Here is an 18,910-nt window from a genome sequence, read left to right on the forward strand (position 1 = left end):
TCTCGACTTAAGAATCTCGACTAATGAGCGTGTCCGCCGCCACTTTCATTCTTTATTAAATGGCTTTGAATATAGTAGGCTCCTTTGGTTACGATTTTCGCATTTTTAGGGATCTCTTGTAAAAAAGTGACTTGAGTATGATCCAATTCGGAAACCCCAGATTTCACTTCTATACGTTGAAAATGATATTCTTTAGATGTCGCAGCTTCATCATTTGCGTGATCCGCTTCTAATACAAATACAAATTCACGTCCATCCGCCCGAACAAAGGCTTCTTTAGGCAAGGCCTCCAATTGTTGTTTACCACTATTAATAAGCGCATTGACATACATACCCGGTATTAAGTTTTCATGTTGGTTTTCAATATCAGCATGAACTGCAATTGTTTTGGTTTCATTCTCAAATGATTTACCAATGCTGAATATTTTTCCTTGTATTTCGGTATTATCCCTATTTGTCAAATTAAAAACAACTTTTTGTCCAATTTGAATTTGAGGCAAATCCTTTTCATATACCATCAGATCTAAATGCAGTTTGGAATTGTCGATCAAACTGAATAAAGGCAGTTCTTGATTGGTTTGAGAACCGATTTTGATATTGATACTGGCGATATATCCCGCAATAGGAGCAATAATTGATAGCGATTGGCTGTCTCTTACATCCGAAACATTCATAATTGAAAGTTGCTTTTTCAAAGAACGGTATTTTGCCTTTTCAATTTCAAGTTCTGATTTGGTTTTTTGAAAGGTTTTTTCAGAATTGACATTTTCTTCCCTCAGTGTTGATTGACGATCGAATTCCAATTGCAAATAGTTTACGTTGCTTTTACTTACAGCATATTCTTCCTGCAATCTGGCAAAATCAGTACTTTCAGCAACGGCTAACAGCTGTCCTTTTTTGACATATTGCCCTTCATTGACTAATATTTTGCTGATGATACCCGTTACAAAAGTGCGCACATCTGCTTGATTTTGTGGCGGAAGCTTGGTGTATCCATTAACCTTAATCACCTCGTTGAGGTTTTTTAAAGTAACTTCCCCAACTTGTATACCCGCGCCTTGATATTGCGCTTCATTTAAAGCTACTTCTTTTATGGAAGCAGTTGCTTCCTCTTGGTGTTCTACAGCTTTGTCTGGAGTCGACTCTTCATTGGTTTTTTTACAGCCGATCACAAATAGAAGCAAAACTATTAATGATATTGGAAAATATTTTTTCATAGATAAATGGTATTTTATGTTTAGTGCACCGCTTTAAAACGAAACCCTCATTTAATCAGAAGATTTGCTGATGTTTCGGTCGTTTTATAAACTAGTATATAGGCCTAAACCGTGCGATGCTTTTAATTTAATCAATGTTTATAAGAAACCTCGTGTCACCTTAGTTACCTCAACAAGAATTCTAAGTTACTTTCAGCCAAATTCAATTGCATCATCGCTTCATTGTAATTTAGTCTTATCGCTAAAGAGGTCTCGACGGCTTGCAAATATTCCACATAAGATATCGCACCACTTTGGTATGATTTTAAGGCATGACTGCTCAAAGTCTCTGTTTGCGGTAAAGCTGAGGTTTGATAATAGGTTATTAGCGTTTGTTGTGTTTTGATCCAATCCTTTTGCTGGGCTACGGACTGTGTGATCTCTTGCTCTAAATAACTCTTTTCGAAAGCGGCTTTCTCGATTTCATAATTTCCTGCCTTTATCTCAGCGCGTTGACTACCCGAAAAGATCGGGAGACTAATTCCGACAGAAAAAGATGACAAACGCGGTTGGCTGCCATAATTTTTGCTAATTCCGTTGACTTGATCCAGTCCTGCGAGTGACTCAATCGCATAACCCAAAGTCAAGTCGGGTAATAAAGAAGCTCTTTTTAGGTTCTTTTGTGCCGTTGCAATTTGAATCTTTTTATCGGCTTCCTGAATTAAAGTACTGTTCGAAAGATCGAGTAAATCTGTTTTCGGGTTACTCAAAACCTCCAAAGTGGGATCTGCAAGATCAAAGTCTTCCGTGGTATTTAGCAAGGTCTTCATCTTGGCTTTTAAACTAGTCAAAACCGCGTTGTTTTGTTGAATTTGAATCTCCAATTCTTGTTGCTTGACTTGTGCTAACTGACTTTCCATAATATTGGACTCACCCGTTTTATAACGCCATTGTGCCGATTTGCTAAATTCCTTTAAAAGGACGTTTTGCTGATCTAAAAGATTTTTCTTCTCCAAATAAAAACATTGATTGTACCACGATTGCTGGATGTCTAAAATTAATTGTTTTTGAGCGGTGGTATATTGCAGTTCGCTGGCTTCGAAGTTTTGCTTTAAAAGTTTTTTGCGACTACTCACAACAAACGGATTAAAGTTCTGCGAAATCCCAAAACTCACATCGCGCTCTGTGGTTGAATTCAACTGTCCAAAATTGGAGGTCAGTTCTGTTTTCGGTAGATCAAAAGCCGTTTTTTGCAATTGTTTTTGGACCTGTGTTTCCAGTTTATTGGCTTTGAGGTTCAAATTGTTTTCCAATCCGATTGTTATCAATTGTTGTAAGCTCTTTTTTGGAACTTCTTGTGCCATAGTCCATAGTGGCAGACCTAGAAAGAGTACTATAACCGCTGTCTTTTTCGGAAATTTAAAACGAAAACCCCTTTCTACATAATAATATAAGATAGGTAATATAATTAAGGTTAAGAGGGTGGCGGTGATTAATCCTCCAATGACAACTGTAGCCAAAGGTTTCTGTACTTCGGCACCTGCACCGGTACTCAAAGCCATCGGTAAGAATCCTAAAGAAGCTACTGAAGCAGTTAAAATTACGGGTCTAAGTCTGATTTTGGTACCTTGTAAAATACGCTCTTCAATGGAAGTAACTCCTTCTTTTTTCAAAATATTAAATTGGCCTATCAGTACGATACCGTTAAGTACCGCTACACCAAACAAAGCTATAAAACCAACTCCGGCAGAAATACTGAAAGGCATATCTCTAAGCCATAGTGCAGCGATTCCACCTATAGCTGATAATGGAATAGCTGTGAACACCATTAAACTTTGGGCTACGGATTTAAAGGTAAAAAACAGCAGTATAAAAATTAAAGATAACGCTATCGGGATGGCTATTGCAAGGCGTTGATTCGCTTGAATCAAATTTTCAAATTGTCCGCCATATGTCAAGTAATAGCCTTCTGGTAAAACCAATTGGGCATCCAGTTTATTTTGGATTTGTTCTACAACGGTTTGTACATCCGTTCCTCTGACATTAAAACCTAATACAATTCGCCTGCGACCGTCTTCACGACTTATTTGCATCGGACCATCTTCATAATCGATATCGGCAACCTGTTCGAGGGGAATTTGATGCCCAGAAGGTAATGTAATAAACAGGGACTTGATGTTGGTGATATCTTGTCTATTGTTTTCCGCCATTCGGACTACAAGATCAAAACGCTTTTCACCCTCATACACGGTACCAGCAATTTCACCAGCAAAACCGGTTCGTACAATTTTATTGATATCTCCAATATTCAAACCGTATAAAGCAAGTTTGTCCTTATTATAGCGTATCGCAATCTGTGGTAATCCTGCTACGCGCTCTAATTTTGGTTCTGTAACTCCAGGGATATCTTGAATCAAAGACTGTATTTCTTCGCCTTTATTAACTAATTTCTCTAAATCTTCCCCAAATATTTTAATAGCTACATCGCTACGAACTCCGGTCATTAATTCGTTAAATCGCATTTGAATCGGTTGGGAGAATTCGGTAGTAATGCCAGGAATTTCCTGTAAAGCCTCTTCCATTTTTAGCATTAACTCCTCTTTGGTTTTAGCGGAAGTCCATTCTTTTTTATCCTTTAAAACAATAATCATATCACCAGCTTCCATAGGCATTGGATCCGTTGGGATTTCGGCACTTCCAATCTTGGTAACGACCATTTTTACTTCGGGAAAACGATCTTTTAGAATTTTTTCAGCCTTAGTCGTTGTTTCAATTTCCTGTGATAGTGAACTACCCGACGATATGATCACATGCGTCGCCAAATCCCCTTCGTCTAAGGTTGGTATAAACTCACCACCGAGTTGATTAAAAATCAATAGGGAGGCAGCTAGCGCTGAAAAAGCCAATAATAATAGTGTCTTTTTAATGCGTAAAGCCTTTTGTAAAATCGGTTCATACAATCGATAAATCGCTTGTATAATACGGTCGCTAAAGTTGGGTTTATCTTTTCCACTTTCCTTTTTTAGTACTAGGGAAGTCATCATTGGTACATAGGTCAACGAAAGTATAAAGGCTCCAAGTATGGCAAAGGAAACGGTTTGCGCCATAGGGCCAAACATTTTTCCTTCAATACCAACAAGAGCTAGTATAGGTAGGTAAACAATTAGAATGATAATTTCTCCAAAGGATGCGCTGGTTCTAATTTTAGACGATGCTTCATAAACCATCGTATTCATTTGCTGTTTGCTCAATTTGGTTTTCTTACCAATCTGTAGGCGGTGTAAAATGGCCTCGACGACTATTACAGCACCATCGACTATTAACCCGAAATCGATAGCTCCTAAACTCATCAGGTTACCGCTGACGCCAAAAGCTTTCATCAAACTCACCGCAAATAACATCGACAAGGGAATCACAGATGCCACTACGATACCTGCACGCCAGTTGCCCAGTAGCATTACCAACACAAAAACCACAATTAACGCTCCTTCAATAAGGTTGGTTTGAATGGTATTGATTGTTTTATCTACTAGAGTAGTTCGGTCTATAAACGGTTCGATAAGCACACCTTTTGGCAATGATTTTCGGATTTGCTCCATTTTATCTTTTACCAGATTGACTACTACCTTACTGTTACCACCTTTGAGCATCATGACCATACCGCTGACTTCTTCGCCTTTGCCGTCTTTGGTGACGGCGCCGTAGCGAATACCACTTCCGATTTGAACGGTGGCTACATCGCGGATTAGTACGGGAATTCCGTTGGTGTTTTTAACGACGATTTTTTCGATGTCTTCCAAAGAGCTGATCATACCGATACTACGAATAAAGTAGGCGTAGGGTTTTTTATCGATATAAGCCCCTCCTGTATTTTCATTATTGCGCTCTAAAGCATCAAAAATTTCGGCAATACTGGTATTCATACTTTTTAATCGGTCGGGTTGAACTGAAATTTCGTATTGCTTCAGTTCTCCACCTAAAGTATTGATTTCCGCTACTCCAGGAATACCGATTAATTGCGGTTTGATAATCCAATCTTGTATGGTTCGAAGTTCCATTGGAGTATACTGCTCTTCATAACCCTCTTCAGGATAAACGATGTACTGATATATTTCTCCTAATCCTGTACTTACAGGAGCAAGTTCTGGACTTCCGACGTTTTTAGGGATCACCTCTTCGGCAGATTTTAAATGCTCAGAGACTTGAGTTCGCGCCCAATAGATATCGACATTTTCCTTAAAAACTACGGTAACAACGCTCAAACCAAATCGACTAATCGATCTCAATTCGACGATATTCGGAATACTTTTCACCGCTTGTTCTATCGGATATGTAATAAATTTTTCAACTTCCTGGGTTGCAAGAGTCGGGGAGCTTGTAATGATTTGCACCTGATTATTTGTTATATCAGGTTGTGTATCCATTGGTAAATTGATCAAAGAGTAAGTACCCACAAGGATTAATCCCAGCGTGAATAGCCCAATGATAAATTTATTATGGATACTAAAATGTATGATTTTATCTAACATAGTAGTATATTAAAATTAATAGAAATAAAGCCTATCTAGGCTTATACGTTTAATTGAAATATACTATGCGTGGGGGTTTCCAGATAAAGTGGAAGACCGTGATTACAAAAGATTGGTAATAATCCGGACTTTTTAAGGTTGTTTTTGGAAAGGTAAATTGCTCAAAAAACACGTTGTTTTTGATCATGATGGGAGAAGTGCAACAATTGCATACGCAAAACGGGCTGCATTTGTCCATACCAACATGTTGGTGGGAAGAGGTCGACACTTGTGTCAGTGTATGTTCCATAGCAGTAACAGTTTTCTTATCTGCACAAGGCAGTAAGGCCAGTACTAGTAATAGTACTGAAATAAACATGATTACTATTTGCCTTCCTTTTTTCATTGAAACAAAAGTAGTCAATTATAGTTAAAATATTCTCGATTTACTTTTTTTTGTTTGCACTTTGCAATGTTGTTGCAGTGGGTTGGGGGTAATTACTTATTTGGAACGGAACAGTTTTTAATGTAGGGTTGTATATCTTTAGCTCCCCATTTAGGGAACAAATGGCTGTTTTCATTTTGAGCTTCCTCTTTAAAGTATTGGTTGGCTAACATAATATCCTTGCAAAAGGCAGTTGATAATTCTCGACTTTTAATATCAGTTGTTTTAAAAAACTGATAGAGATATACCGTTCTTGGGTTTTTAGGATTGTGTTGTAAGGCTTCTTCAAACAGTTCCTTGATTGTAATTTCCACTAATTTTGGATGCAGGTAAAAAGCTTTGTCTTGAATGAGCTGCATCAGGAAATAGGCTTTTAGTGTCTTACATTCACTTTTTTGGGCAGCTGTATGTGAGGTTCGTTCTAGGCGAAAGAACAGATTATTCAATTTGTTGCTATAAGCTTCCTTGGTGATTTTATTAGCATGTTGGTAAGCTATAAAAGTATAATATGCGCAGAAATAATTGCAACTCCAATGATCTTCTTCCTTTGCCATTTCGGTTAATTTAGCAGCGGAATTATTTGCTTTCTTTAAAATGGTTTTGGGTGTGGCATACTGAATATTTTGGTTGCAACGCTTGATCAGCAGGGCTAAATCGGCTTCGAATGGGTTGGTTGCTGAAGCTTGTGCAAAGCAGAAAGTAGTATAACATATAAATAGGCTGTAAAAAAGGAATTTCATGGTTTTGCATCTTCGTGAAACAATCATTTTTTGGTCGGCAACCTTGGTTCGGTTAAGTATAAAGACTGAATTTTAAGTTTAGTATTACAGTTTTAACAAAAAAAGTGTGGTAGTGCGTTTAGGTAAATTAGTGTAAAAATGCTGTTTTTGCATAGTGGGCTTTATATTTTAGAGTAGCTTTGCCCTCTTTGAAAAGTGAAATAAAATAATGCCGTTGGCATATATAGGAATAACAAGACAAAAAAATTAAAGATGGTTGATGGAATTATAGTTTGGGATGCAAATCCTGTGATGGTGCAAATAGGAGCATTACCGTTACGTTATTACGGCTTACTTTTTGGATTGGGTATCTTATTGGGGTATAAAATAGTTAGCGTCATCTTTAACAGGGAGGCAATTCCGATGAAATATTTAGAGAGCTTATTGGTTTATATATTTGTAGGTACTTTGTTAGGTGCTCGATTGGGGCATTGTTTGTTTTATGATTTTGATTATTTCTCACAACATCCATTAGAAATACTATTGCCGTTTAAAATTGAAGGGGGAGAGTTTACTTTTACTGGTTTTACGGGGCTTGCGAGTCACGGAGGCGCTATAGGTGTATTGATTGCTATCTATTTGTTTTGTCGTAAAAATAAAATGAATATGCTTTGGCTTTTGGATCGTGTAGCCATTGGAATACCGGTTGCTGGGGCATTTATTCGCTTTGGTAATTTTATGAATTCGGAGATTTATGGCAAGCCAACCAATGGGAGTTGGGGAGTTGTTTTTGCTCAGGATGATTTGATACCGAGGCATCCAACACAATTGTACGAAGCATTTTCTTATTTGGTGATAGCGGTTGTTTTGTGGTTTTTATATCAACATAAAAACGATCAATTCAAGGGTGTGTTATTTGGGTACTTTATGATATTCATGTTTTCGGCTCGATTTATTATAGAATTTTTCAAAGAAAATCAGGAGCATTTTGAAGATGATTTATTATTGAATATGGGACAATTATTGAGTATACCCTTTATCATTATTGGATTAGCCTTGGTGTTAATTCGTTCAAAATCAGTAAAAACGCAAGTTTTTCAATAGAAAGAAAGGGCAGTCCCCCAACTGCCCAATCAAAAAAAAAAATAAAAAATTAAAGGCATTCTATTCAAATCATTTAGGAAGATCAACGGATTATTCTTCCACAATGTAAAAATTCATCGATTTAATTCCATCATAAGATGTTTACAAACCATGCGATAAAAAAATCGTTTTATAAAATTTGTATCTATTGGTTGTAGATTATTATCTATAAGGGAATTTTTAAAAAAACTATAGCGAGGTTACACTTGCTTTTTATGTTGGTTTTTATGTCTTTTTTTGGTTGGTTTTGGATCATATAATTTTCTTCGCAGCTCATTTTTAGCTCGAAAGTGAATTGTATGGAAATTTTGTATTGTAATATTCATGATCTCACATATCTCTTGTTTGTTGTAACCTTTGACGTAGTACAATATCATGATAATTTTATTTTTTCCTTTTAGTGTATATAAAACATCTAATAATTGATTTGATTTATTTTGATTGTTTTCTTGGTCTATATGGTAGCTGTCTTTGGAATTTTCATCAATCAGTGTGTTTAAAACATTATTGATGTCTTCTAATATAATTTTATTCCTTTTTTTTAAAATATCAATACTCTCATTCATCACAATTTTCTTAAGCCAAGTTCCAAAAGTAGCCTCGTTCTTAAAGGCATGCAAGCTCATAAAAGCCTTAAGGAAGGATTCTTGAAGTATATCCTCCACTAAAACTTTGTCGTTGACTATTTTGAGTGCAATACTGTACATCGCTTTATTAAATTGATTGTAAATTTCAAATTGCGCGTTAGCATTTCCAAGTTTACACAATGTAATCAGCGAGTCAATATTTTGATGATTTCTATTATCCAATTGAGCTGTTTTGAGTTTAATATTATGTTTTTTGTTGTGGTAGAGGGATGCTCTATACTAGTATAGACTTGTTTTATTATTAAATATTACACATTTAACAATAAAAAATTTGAAAACTAGGCTTTAGATCATTAAAAATTTTAAATTTTTTAAGATTAAATCCTTTATCTATTTTATTTATTTTACAATAAAATAAATTAGTATCGACTTTTTTTTAAAATATTTGATTATTGCATAAATATTAATTACCATAATTTTTATAGATTATAACAGGCTAATAGTATTATAAATAAGATATTCTAACCTAATAAAAGATAAAATTAAAAAAATAATTGATTTTCAGTCTATTTTTGAAGCGAATTGTAAAATCGGTTTAATGATTATCTTTACCCATAGCGAACAGCGTTCTTTAAAAACCTTGTTGTTACTTATAAAATTTACTTGACTCGCTCAATACTAATAATTAGTACTTATGGATTCTACTATAAAGATAAAATTTACCATTGCCTCAGCAGAAGGAGTTGAATTACTTCAGAACTTAACTGCGCAACGCTTTTTAGAGTTGCATCAAAGCCAAATTCAACCGTCACATATTACTGATTTTGTAACAGAAAAATATAGTGGTGAATTTATAATCACGGAATTAAATGATTTTACCAATCAATTTTTGGTAGTCTATGTCGACGATGAACCGGCAGGATACGCCTTATTAAAAGAAAAGGGTGAGGTACCGCAACAGTTGACCGATAAGAAGATTGGATATCTGCGCAATTTTGAAATCTTAGGGCGTTATGATCAAACCAATGCTGGGCAACTTCTACTGGATAAATGCCTTTCCGTCTTTAAAAGTTTTGACGCCATTGTTGCCGTTACAAAAACGCAAAACAGCTCTATGCAATCGCTCTTGAGGAATCGAGGTTTTGAGAAGCATAGCGACAGTTCCTTTTTTATAAATTCCAACGAAATCCCTGCAGAAATGTTGGTTTTAAACCTGCGATAACTTGGGGACTATTCCACCAACTGAAAGGAAAGCTTTTCGGATTCTATGCCATTTATCAGCAGTGATAATTGATGTAATCCCGTATGAAATTTTCTAGTGGTGATGATTTTAAAAGATTGGTTGCGTTGGATCTTTGATTTTTCCAAAGGTTTAAATTCCCGCTCGCTAATCTTAAATACTTTCTTATTCAATTGACCATTTGCTTTTTGGTAGTATAAACCATACTCCAAGCGAATGGTTTTTGCATTTGTATTCTGGTTCTCAATTTCAAAGCTGAAACACAGGGCATTTCCGATGGTTACCACAGGCGTGCTTATGACAAAACCTTCGAGTTCGATTCCTGTATCATTGAGTTCATAATAGGATAAAGTCTGCGGGTATCCACTTTTTAGTAAAGTACGCAGTCCGTGTTTGATGATGGCATCGGTTTCCTTTGACATGCCCTTCCATTGTTCTGCAAAGGCCATTACTTTGTCGGGATGATCTTTAGAAATATCATTTAAGTGATTGGCTACACTTTTTCTAACCCACGGGTGTGGATCTTGCATTAAGTTTTGCAAAATTTTAAAAGTAGGACTAGGATCCTTTTGTAACTGCGGTAAGGCCATTGACCAAGGTAGTTTTGGTCTTGACCCTTCACTGGAAAAACGGCGGACTTTATGACTGGGATGTTTTGACCACAATAACATTTGATGCAACATCTGATCGGGATATTTTATTATAAACGGACGAACAGCAAATTCACAACTGATGAATTGCGTGGTGCATTCCAGGGCTATGATACTCCTTTCGATGTCGTTTATTCCGTATCGTGCAATGTATTCTGCTAAAAAAATATAGGCAAGTGATTCTCCGCGTTCTTGACTCTGTTGTAGAATTGAAATCAATTTCGTTAGTTTCGGTACTGCAGCTTCAAACTGTTTCGGCATGGATAAATGCAAGACATCTGTCACGTGTATCATTCGATCTTTCCATTCCTTTTCCAAGAAATTATCGGAATAAATCTGCGCGATAAAATCTGCTTGATTTAGTTCTGGCAATACTTGTTTTAAAACCATAGAAAAATGATTAAAAAAAGTTTCATTGTAAATATCTTTTATCAGCGACATAAGGTAAAATATCAAGTGTTAATGCCGATTGTAAATCTCCAAACGGGAAGTAAAATTATAATTTTTATTTGTCACAAACTATCGTAAATTTTTAAAATGCATATTTTTATCACTTAGGTTCTAAATATGAAAAAACGTTTATATTGCAGTTGATTACTAACTAATTATTTTACATTGAGAAGAAAGAGTTTCGTGGCGGTATTTGTTTTTTTATTAGTTGTATTGGGACTGGTGTATTTGTGGTATACAACCACGTCTAAGGCTAATACCGCAACCGTATTGGTGGGTGAATCTTTAGATTTAAGGCGGGTAGTTATTCAAACGGGATTTTATTCCATCAATTCCACTACCGATGAGGATTTGTTGAAAAAGGGTTTAGAGCAAGCTGTTTTCGATGGAGTTTCTAAATACAGCTTCGAAACGATCTGTGGAGAAAACGATTTTTTAATATTCTATGACCAACAATATTACACGATTATCAGGCATTTTATACCCAATGATTTTTATGATGGAATTCCGTCGCCGCATCATTACCATTTTTCTATTGATAAAAGTGAAGATGACATGTATGTGATTTTGAAGGTAGTAGGGCAGGACCCGATGACAATCAGAAAAAAGCTCATGCCCGTTTTTATGTCTAAAAGCCTGCTTTGGGCTAGTCCGATTGTGATAGAATCACTGTGATTTCTTGTGTTCTTCTCTAATTTTACACACTGATTGAACAGTTCTTGTTTTTATTGTGATTTTTTAACATAAAAAAAATACATTTAAGGCGATTTGTTTGCTGAAAAATTTATATTTGTTTATAGTTTATTTGATTTACTATGGTAAATAGACTTTGTGATAACCTTATGAACAACTTTAAATTGGAACTCGTGAAAACAAAACTACTTTTTTTTCTTTTGATAGTTACTGCAACATATGCACAACAAACTAAGACGGTCATCTTTGATGATATTTTATTCTATGATGGTTATGCACCTACGGTAAATGAACCGGTGCCAAACGACGTTATTCGCCATCGCAACGATTTGTATGCTAAAAAACTCAGCGCACAACAATTGGCTGCTTTTGGAGATGAGATCACGATTAACGTAAATATCAAAGCGGCTTGCGATAATTATGATCGTATTGGAAATGTCAATTTGGCCTTGGTACCCAAAGGTCAAGTAACCTATACACTCGATGCTGCTGATCTGGTTAGAATCGAGTTGGGCCGTTATATTACACCCTTTATGAATAAGAATAAAACGCCTAATATCGTTCCATATTCATACGATTTAAATCATATCAGTCGTATTTTTAAGGATCAAGCTACCTTGGCAAAGTATGATATTTGGGTTGAACTGGAATTGTTTGGAGTACCCTATAGTGCCCAGACTCAAATCCCGGGTTGTGCTGGGCGAAACGATGTTTTTTATGGAAGTGTAGAGGTGGTTTCCAACCTTGTAGCGGATCCACAAAAGGTCGATGATTTGGTTTTAGTTCCGTTGTTGATCAAGCACGACTTGAATAATTATCAAGTGGGTGCGAGCGATGCTATCGGTCTATCTAAAAAGACGATAAATTTTGAATTAGACAACACGATTTACAACGCTAAATTGTTTTTAATCACTTCCAATCACGGTGCTGGTAGTGGGGGAGAAGAATATGTCAGACGCGAACACTATGTGTATTTTGATCAAAGTTTAAAATTACAATACAAACCTGGAGGCTTGTCGTGCGAACCCTTTAGAAAATACAACACCCAACCCAATGGAATTTATCAAAATGCACCGCAATCGGATCAATTTTGGGCCTCTTGGAACAACTGGTGTCCAGGCAATAGCATTCCGATACGGATTATTGATTTAGGAACACTCGCCGCCGGAACGCATACCGTTGTTTTAGACGTACCTGAAGCACAATTCGCGGGTGGCGACGGGAAAATTCCAGTTTCGCTTTATATTCAGGCACATAATAAACCGTATACGGTTAGCGTGGAAGAGGTCTATACAGCTGATAATATAAAGCTGTTTCCAAATCCTACTACCGATATTGTTACTATTCGTTCGGATCATGAAATTACTTCAGTTGAAATATGGGATCTAACGGGGAAAAAAGTTGGATTTATCAGGGATAAAGTGATTGATTTAACTACTTATGCTGCGGGTATATATATCATCAAAGTCACTTCAGCTTCGGGAAATCAGTCACAACACAAAGTGATTAAAAATTAAATAGCCATTTTTTAAATCGTTTCTAATTATAACTGCTTAATGCACTTTATGGATAGCTGATCAATATTTAGTGCATTTAAAAGCTTTGAGCCGAAGATAATTAAATAGGGATTGCTCAGGCATTTATGTACTCGTTAAATACCCAAGGCAATCCCAATACTTAAGTACATTGCTGTACTAAAGAAAAACAAACAATAAAAACTATTTATAAAATTAAAGCGGATTCTGAATAATTAGCGGATTTGCATTAATTTCTGCTTGCGGTATTAACCATTCCCATCTTTGGTCACCCGCCGGCACGGTCATAACTTCGCCGGTAAGTGTACTGGAATGATTAGCACCAGTTCGATCGAGTGGGGCATTGGTTCTTTTTAAATCGAAAAAACGGAAGCCTTCACCCCATAACTCGATTCGACGTTGTATTAGAATTTCATCAATTAATTCTTGACCTGATTTTGTTGAAATTTCATAGGATGGGTTTCTGCTTTTAACTAATTCATAAAGCACTTGATTGGCATCGACAGAGCCCAATCTCGCTTTTGCTTCGGCTTCGATTAAATACATTTCTGCAGCACGCATATAGGGTATATCCATGCGACTATCAGCACTGCTGACAGCTAAAAATTTTTGGCTTGTGTAAGGTCTTTTGCTAAATGCGGAAGGTAGTTCATAACCCGCAGGCATATCCAAGTGTTGTCCGCTAGGATCAAAAATAGTAGATCTTACATCCGACTCTGATATTTGGCTGTAAAGCCAACTATTAATCGCTTTTGGATTACTTCTGATATTTGATGAACTATAGTTTCGTGACATATAAGCTCCAAAGTTGGCAAAGTACAAAGTTTGATCGACTACAATATGACTACCCCACATCCATTCTGTATTCTCATAGCTGTTAAATCCCGAACGGTACAATTCTGGACTCATTAATGCAAAACCTTGTTTTGCCTCTTGCGCCAGTTGTGCTGCGATATTCCAATTACCTTGTACCAAAGCGACACGAGCTTTCAAACCTTTTGCAACAGATTGATCTAAATGTGATTTGTTTGGACGTTGGTACGCTTGTAATAAGGTAATCGATTGATCTAAATCATCGTTGATTTGTTGATAGACTTCCTCTACTGTAGCGCGAGTTGGTGTTTCAATCGCTTTGGAAACGATGATGGGTATACCCAGTTGATTGTTGGTTGAGGCTGATTGATACCGCATGGCATAAAGTTGTACCAGTTGAAAATGACAAAATGCACGATAGAATAGCGATTGGCCTTTTAGCATGTCGCGCTCTTCTTGAGAACCTTGTGCCTGATCGACGTTATTGATAATAACATTGGCGTTTCGATTGATGCGATATAATACACGATAGGGGAATAAATCGTTGTTACTGTTGGCATTTCGATGATCCAACCACTGATAGTCGCGATTATACCAACCATTGCCTGAGGAGGTCATGACGACATCTTCTCCGAGAGCGTCAGCAATTATCATCATAGCGCCAAGACCTCCTTCGCCTTGACTTTCATATCTCTGATATAATGATCGGTGTATTCCACTTAAAGCGACACTTAGATTTTTTGTCGTGGCAATCACCTCATTTTCATCAATAGCTTCCGTCGGAATTTGATCTAAGTAGTCGCTTGAACAAGCGTAAAAGGAGATTGTTACAATTAGAACGACGAAATATAAAAGGTTTTTCATAATAATAAAAGTTTAAAAGTTTAAATTGAAACCCAATGAAATAGTTCTAGCCGGGCTAAAACGATTCTGAGTGGTTCCGTTGAATGTTTGCCCCACGTCTAAGCCTTTTCTTTTGGAAAAAACTTGTAAGTTTTCACCGTTGACATATAGTCTGACCTGATCTACGCCTAATTTTTTTATAAAATCGTTATCAAAACTATAAGACAGTGTCATTTGCTTTAAAGCCAGGTAGTCAGAATCTACTAACCATCTACTACTACCAGTTCCGTAAATAGTTCTCTGGGAAGTATCTAATCTTGGTACATCTGTAATGTCTCCGGGTTGTTGCCAGCGCTTTAAAATATCAACACTAGATGCATTTCCATAATTTCCAGCATGCATCAGGTTGGCATAGTTACTGTCGTACGTTTTTCCTCCCAATTGATAAGTAAATAGAAAGTCAAACGACAGGCCTTTGTACCTAAAACTGTTTCCAAAACTACCGTATAGGTCGGGTAAGGCAGTTCCGACAAAATCATACTTTGCCTTATTTTGATTGGTGGTTACTTTGATATTGTCTATCGTTCTTATGTCATCACCACCTAAAGCAATTGCTTCCTCGCTAGCTATAAATAGTCCTGCACCATCTGCTGGATCAACTCCATACCAATCGCGCAACCAATATTCGTAAATCGATTTACCTACAACTAATTTTTTACTACCTGAAATTATTTCTTCTTGGGGAAGTTTGGTGAATTTGTTTTTTATAGTCGCAGCATTAACTGTGAAATTCCACGTGAAATTTGCAGTTCGGATTAAATCGGCATCGATTGAAAATTCAAACCCCTTATTATACATGGCTCCGATATTTTCCAATCTTGTATCTAATCCAACGGTCAACGGATTGGGAACTTCAAAGATTAATTCGTCGGTTTTACGATGATAGTATTCAGCCGTTGCTTTGATTCGATTATCCAGCAAGGCAAACTCTAATGCCAGATCCTTTTGTGTATTGACTTCCCATTTTAAGTTTGGAGCTTCTATGGATTCTGCTAGAACGCCGCCTTCATTGGCATTATTAACGCCCAGCTGATATAAGGCTTGATAGGCATAATAGCTCAGTCCAGTATAACTGGTAAATGAATCGTTACCAACTTCTCCAAATGAGGCTCTTAACTTGAGAGCTGTGATCCACGGAATATTTTGAATAAACTGTTCTTGGTCCAATCTCCATGCAGCTCCGAATGACCAAAAATTTCCCCAACGGTTGTCTTTTGAGAATTTAGAAGAACCATCTGTTCTATAAGAGGTTGAGAAAAAGTACTTGTTTTTATAGTCATATTCCAAACGGGAAAAATAAGATTCGGAAGTATAATTTCTCAGTTGAGAATACAAACTATTAATAGAGACAAAATTGATTAATTCGATATTGTTTTCAATGATTTGGTCTGTTTTTGTTCCTGTCGAATAATCAAATTTATAGTCAAAATTTTCATGACCCAACAACACGGTTAGGTTGTGGTTTTCGTTAAAACGTTGATTGTAATTCAGTAATTGGTTGTAGGTAACACCCGTGTAGTCCGAATAGGTTTTGGAAGCTCTACCTGCACCAATGGCATCGCCAATTAAATTATTGGTATAGGTACTGCGATTAAAGCTGGTTCTATCCAAAGCAAAATTAGCTGTAAAACTAAAGTGATTTAAAAAATTGAAGGTTGCGAAAGTACGTGCATTAAGAGATAAACCTTGATTTCGATCCCTATTTAATAAGGTTTCTTGTATAACATGTCGTCCGGGTGAAGCACCTGCGGGTCTAATTTCAGCCAGATTACCAGGGTCATATATTTTTTGACCGAGTTCATCTAAGATAAAAGAACCGGTTTTAGGATCGTGTTGAAATACAGGGTAAATCGGTCCCATATTTCGGTTAAAATAAAATGAATTAATATAGGACGAAGAGCTGCTTACCCCATCGACAGCTTGATTTGAATCGGTAGTAGAGCCCGATAGATTAAAGCCTGTTTTAAACCACTCTTTAAATTGAGTATGGATATTGACACGTCCCGTTATTCTTTCGAAATCTGAATTTTGAATATAGGCATCTTCCTTTAGATAGCTCAAAGAAGCGTAATAATTTGATTTTAACGATCTGCCTTGATACGAGAAATCGAGGTTTTGGCGAACTCCAGTTCTCTGTAGTTCCTTTTCCCAATCTAAATCATCGCTATATAAGAGGGAGGCATTGGGATTCAGGGCACCGTTTTGACCGACAATTTGATCGTTGGCAACATTGAAAGGGTTGTATCCCAACAAATCATAGATGTTTTCAGAGGCTCTTTCATTAGCGGCTTCTGTGGATATGGGATTTCTACTAGACATCGATAAGCTATTTCTATAGGCCTCCCACATCAGCGGATAATATTGATAGGCATTCACTCTTTTATATTCGGGTATTGCTCGGGTAATCATTCCCTGACTTACATTTAAACTGAATTTATCTTCAGATGTTTTACCGGTTTTGGTCGTAATCATCACCACACCGTTTGCACCTCTGGACCCATAAATAGCTGTAGAAGAAGCATCCTTTAAAATCGTAAAACTTTCGATATCGATCGTACTGAGACTCTGCAACGAGCCGGAATAGGGAACACCATCGACCACGTATAAAGGAGCATTATTACCATTGACTGAGCTGATTCCACGAATTCTAAAATCTGGAGCGCTACCGGGTTGACCAGAAGCCGAGGAGAGTTGGATACCCGGAGAAGCCCCCTCTAAAGCAGAAAGCACATGTGTTATGGCTCTTTTTTCAATTTGTTCTGCGTTAACTTGCGTTAATGAACCGGTAAAGGAACTTTTTTTTGCCGTGCTATAGGCGATGATTACCACGTCATCTAGTATTGCATTATCGTATTGCAACGTTACATTTATCGTTTTTGAGCTTCCAATCAAGACCTTTTTTGTAGTCATTCCCAAAAAAGAGAATTCCAGGGACGAACCAATAGGTGCTTGGATGGTATACTTTCCATCTAAATCAGTTTGAACAGCAAAGCTAGTTCCTACAATGGTAACTACTGCGCCAGGTAAACCATTTCCATTTTCACTAACAATTCCCTGTATAGTATTGTTTTGGGCATTTAATAGGTTGAATGTGCACAATAGAAAGACGACTGTAATGATTATTTTGTATGTGTTTTTCATCGTATAATATTTAATTTATTCATTATTTTTTAAGGTCTTAATTACTAGATGGTCGATCTTTTTGCTTAAAACTTTATACTCTTCAGCAATCTTTATAGCTGTAACACTATTGCGTTCTCCTTTGATGCATTGCCGTATAAACATTTTTGTGTAACCATACTTGATAAAAAGTTCGTGAATTACTAAAGTGTTGTACTTTCTGCGATTTGTTTTCATGTATTGCGATTTAAAATGTTAAATCATTTATATATATTTGCGTATTGTTCAAACTGATTTCATTTTTTAAACAATACGACTTAATAAGAATTCAATCACAAATGTATAATATATTTTACATTATCAAAATTTATGTAAAGTATTTTATGCAAATAAGTGTGTTAAAGTTTTGTTTTGATAGTAAAAAGCTTGTTTTGATAGCATTTTGATGAGAAAGTTTGAATTGGATTACAATGCGACAATTAAAAAAACATTACTCATTTTAGGATATTATGTCATACACCACGGTAGACCGAGTTAAACAGTTTATAAAGTTTAAAGGAATTAGTCTAAGAAAGTTTGCGGAGATTATTGGAGTATCTCATAGCCTGATTAATAATACCAAATCACTGGGATCCGATAAGTTAGAGAGTATCATTATAAAATATCCTGAAATAAATCCAGTATGGCTTTTAACGGGAAATGGAGAGATGTTGGACCAAGGTCAAGAGAACATATCGAATCACGATAGTATAGAGCAACCTAATCTCGTACTTTTAAGCGAAGCCAAATTGCTCAAAGAAATGAATTTATTGTTACAAGCGAGTTTGCATGATAAAGAACGACTGATAAAATTGTTGGAACAAGAAAATCGACGCTTGAGAAGTAATGAAATTTAAATTATTAACAAC

At 36.4% G+C, this 18,910-nt stretch carries 14 protein-coding genes; 5 read left to right on the forward strand and 9 right to left on the reverse strand.

What is annotated here, in order from left to right:
- Positions 1-20: 20 nt before the first annotated feature.
- The 4 genes from L1275_RS12785 to L1275_RS12800 all read right to left on the reverse strand — a co-directional run bounded on the left by L1275_RS12785 (position 21) and on the right by L1275_RS12800 (position 6,889).
- Positions 21-1,217: an efflux RND transporter periplasmic adaptor subunit gene (locus L1275_RS12785; protein WP_253473931.1), complete on the reverse strand. Its 1,197-nt coding sequence runs from the start codon at positions 1,215-1,217 to the stop codon at positions 21-23.
- 164 nt (positions 1,218-1,381) lie between these two features.
- Complete coding sequence (locus L1275_RS12790) at positions 1,382-5,725, reverse strand: CusA/CzcA family heavy metal efflux RND transporter (protein WP_253473934.1); 4,344 nt, start codon at positions 5,723-5,725, stop codon at positions 1,382-1,384.
- A gap of 49 nt (positions 5,726-5,774) precedes the next feature.
- Positions 5,775-6,110, reverse strand: coding sequence for a DUF6660 family protein (locus L1275_RS12795; RefSeq protein WP_253473937.1), 336 nt, complete (start codon positions 6,108-6,110; stop codon positions 5,775-5,777).
- 92 nt (positions 6,111-6,202) lie between these two features.
- Positions 6,203-6,889, reverse strand: a complete 687-nt coding sequence (locus tag L1275_RS12800) for a hypothetical protein (RefSeq protein ID WP_253473940.1) — start codon at positions 6,887-6,889, stop codon at positions 6,203-6,205.
- 252 nt (positions 6,890-7,141) lie between these two features.
- Between L1275_RS12800 and lgt the strand changes: the two genes are divergently transcribed.
- Positions 7,142-7,972, forward strand: coding sequence for a prolipoprotein diacylglyceryl transferase (gene lgt / locus L1275_RS12805; protein WP_253473943.1), 831 nt, complete (start codon positions 7,142-7,144; stop codon positions 7,970-7,972).
- Positions 7,973-8,211: 239 nt separating this feature from the next.
- On the opposite strand, the gene L1275_RS12810 is transcribed toward lgt, so the two are convergent.
- Positions 8,212-8,820, reverse strand: coding sequence for an RNA polymerase sigma factor (locus L1275_RS12810; protein WP_253473946.1), 609 nt, complete (start codon positions 8,818-8,820; stop codon positions 8,212-8,214).
- Positions 8,821-9,292: 472 nt separating this feature from the next.
- On the opposite strand from L1275_RS12810, the gene L1275_RS12815 reads away from it, so the two are divergent.
- Positions 9,293-9,820 carry a GNAT family N-acetyltransferase gene (locus L1275_RS12815; protein WP_253473949.1) on the forward strand — a complete coding sequence of 176 codons (528 nt, stop codon included), beginning with the start codon at positions 9,293-9,295 and terminating at the stop codon, positions 9,818-9,820.
- An 8-nt stretch (positions 9,821-9,828) separates the two neighbouring features.
- Here L1275_RS12815 and L1275_RS12820 read toward each other — a convergent pair whose 3' ends face one another.
- Positions 9,829-10,878 carry a DNA alkylation repair protein gene (locus tag L1275_RS12820; protein WP_253473952.1) on the reverse strand — a complete coding sequence of 350 codons (1,050 nt, stop codon included), beginning with the start codon at positions 10,876-10,878 and terminating at the stop codon, positions 9,829-9,831.
- Positions 10,879-11,103: 225 nt separating this feature from the next.
- On the opposite strand from L1275_RS12820, the gene L1275_RS12825 reads away from it, so the two are divergent.
- Positions 11,104-11,613 carry a hypothetical protein gene (locus L1275_RS12825; protein ID WP_253473955.1) on the forward strand — a complete coding sequence of 170 codons (510 nt, stop codon included), beginning with the start codon at positions 11,104-11,106 and terminating at the stop codon, positions 11,611-11,613.
- A 191-nt stretch (positions 11,614-11,804) separates the two neighbouring features.
- Positions 11,805-13,148: a peptide-N-glycosidase F-related protein gene (locus tag L1275_RS12830; protein WP_253473958.1), complete on the forward strand. Its 1,344-nt coding sequence runs from the start codon at positions 11,805-11,807 to the stop codon at positions 13,146-13,148.
- A 213-nt stretch (positions 13,149-13,361) separates the two neighbouring features.
- Here the strand turns inward: L1275_RS12830 and L1275_RS12835 are convergent, their stop codons facing one another.
- Genes L1275_RS12835 through L1275_RS12845 form a run of 3 tightly spaced genes read right to left on the reverse strand, consistent with a single transcriptional unit; the run spans position 13,362 to position 18,239 of the window.
- On the reverse strand, positions 13,362-14,843 hold the full coding sequence (locus tag L1275_RS12835; RefSeq protein WP_253473961.1) for a RagB/SusD family nutrient uptake outer membrane protein: 1,482 nt from the start codon (positions 14,841-14,843) through the stop codon (positions 13,362-13,364).
- A gap of 12 nt (positions 14,844-14,855) precedes the next feature.
- Positions 14,856-18,023 (reverse strand): TonB-dependent receptor, encoded by a 3,168-nt coding sequence (locus L1275_RS12840; RefSeq protein WP_253473964.1) that lies wholly within the window; start codon positions 18,021-18,023, stop codon positions 14,856-14,858.
- A gap of 15 nt (positions 18,024-18,038) precedes the next feature.
- Complete coding sequence (locus L1275_RS12845) at positions 18,039-18,239, reverse strand: hypothetical protein (protein WP_253473967.1); 201 nt, start codon at positions 18,237-18,239, stop codon at positions 18,039-18,041.
- A 272-nt stretch (positions 18,240-18,511) separates the two neighbouring features.
- Here L1275_RS12845 and L1275_RS12850 point away from each other — a divergent pair, with 272 nt between their 5' ends.
- Positions 18,512-18,898 carry a helix-turn-helix domain-containing protein gene (locus L1275_RS12850; protein ID WP_253473969.1) on the forward strand — a complete coding sequence of 129 codons (387 nt, stop codon included), beginning with the start codon at positions 18,512-18,514 and terminating at the stop codon, positions 18,896-18,898.
- Positions 18,899-18,910 lie beyond the last annotated feature (12 nt).

This window comes from Flavobacterium sp. HSC-61S13, assembly GCF_024171535.1.
GTDB lineage: Bacteria > Bacteroidota > Bacteroidia > Flavobacteriales > Flavobacteriaceae > Flavobacterium.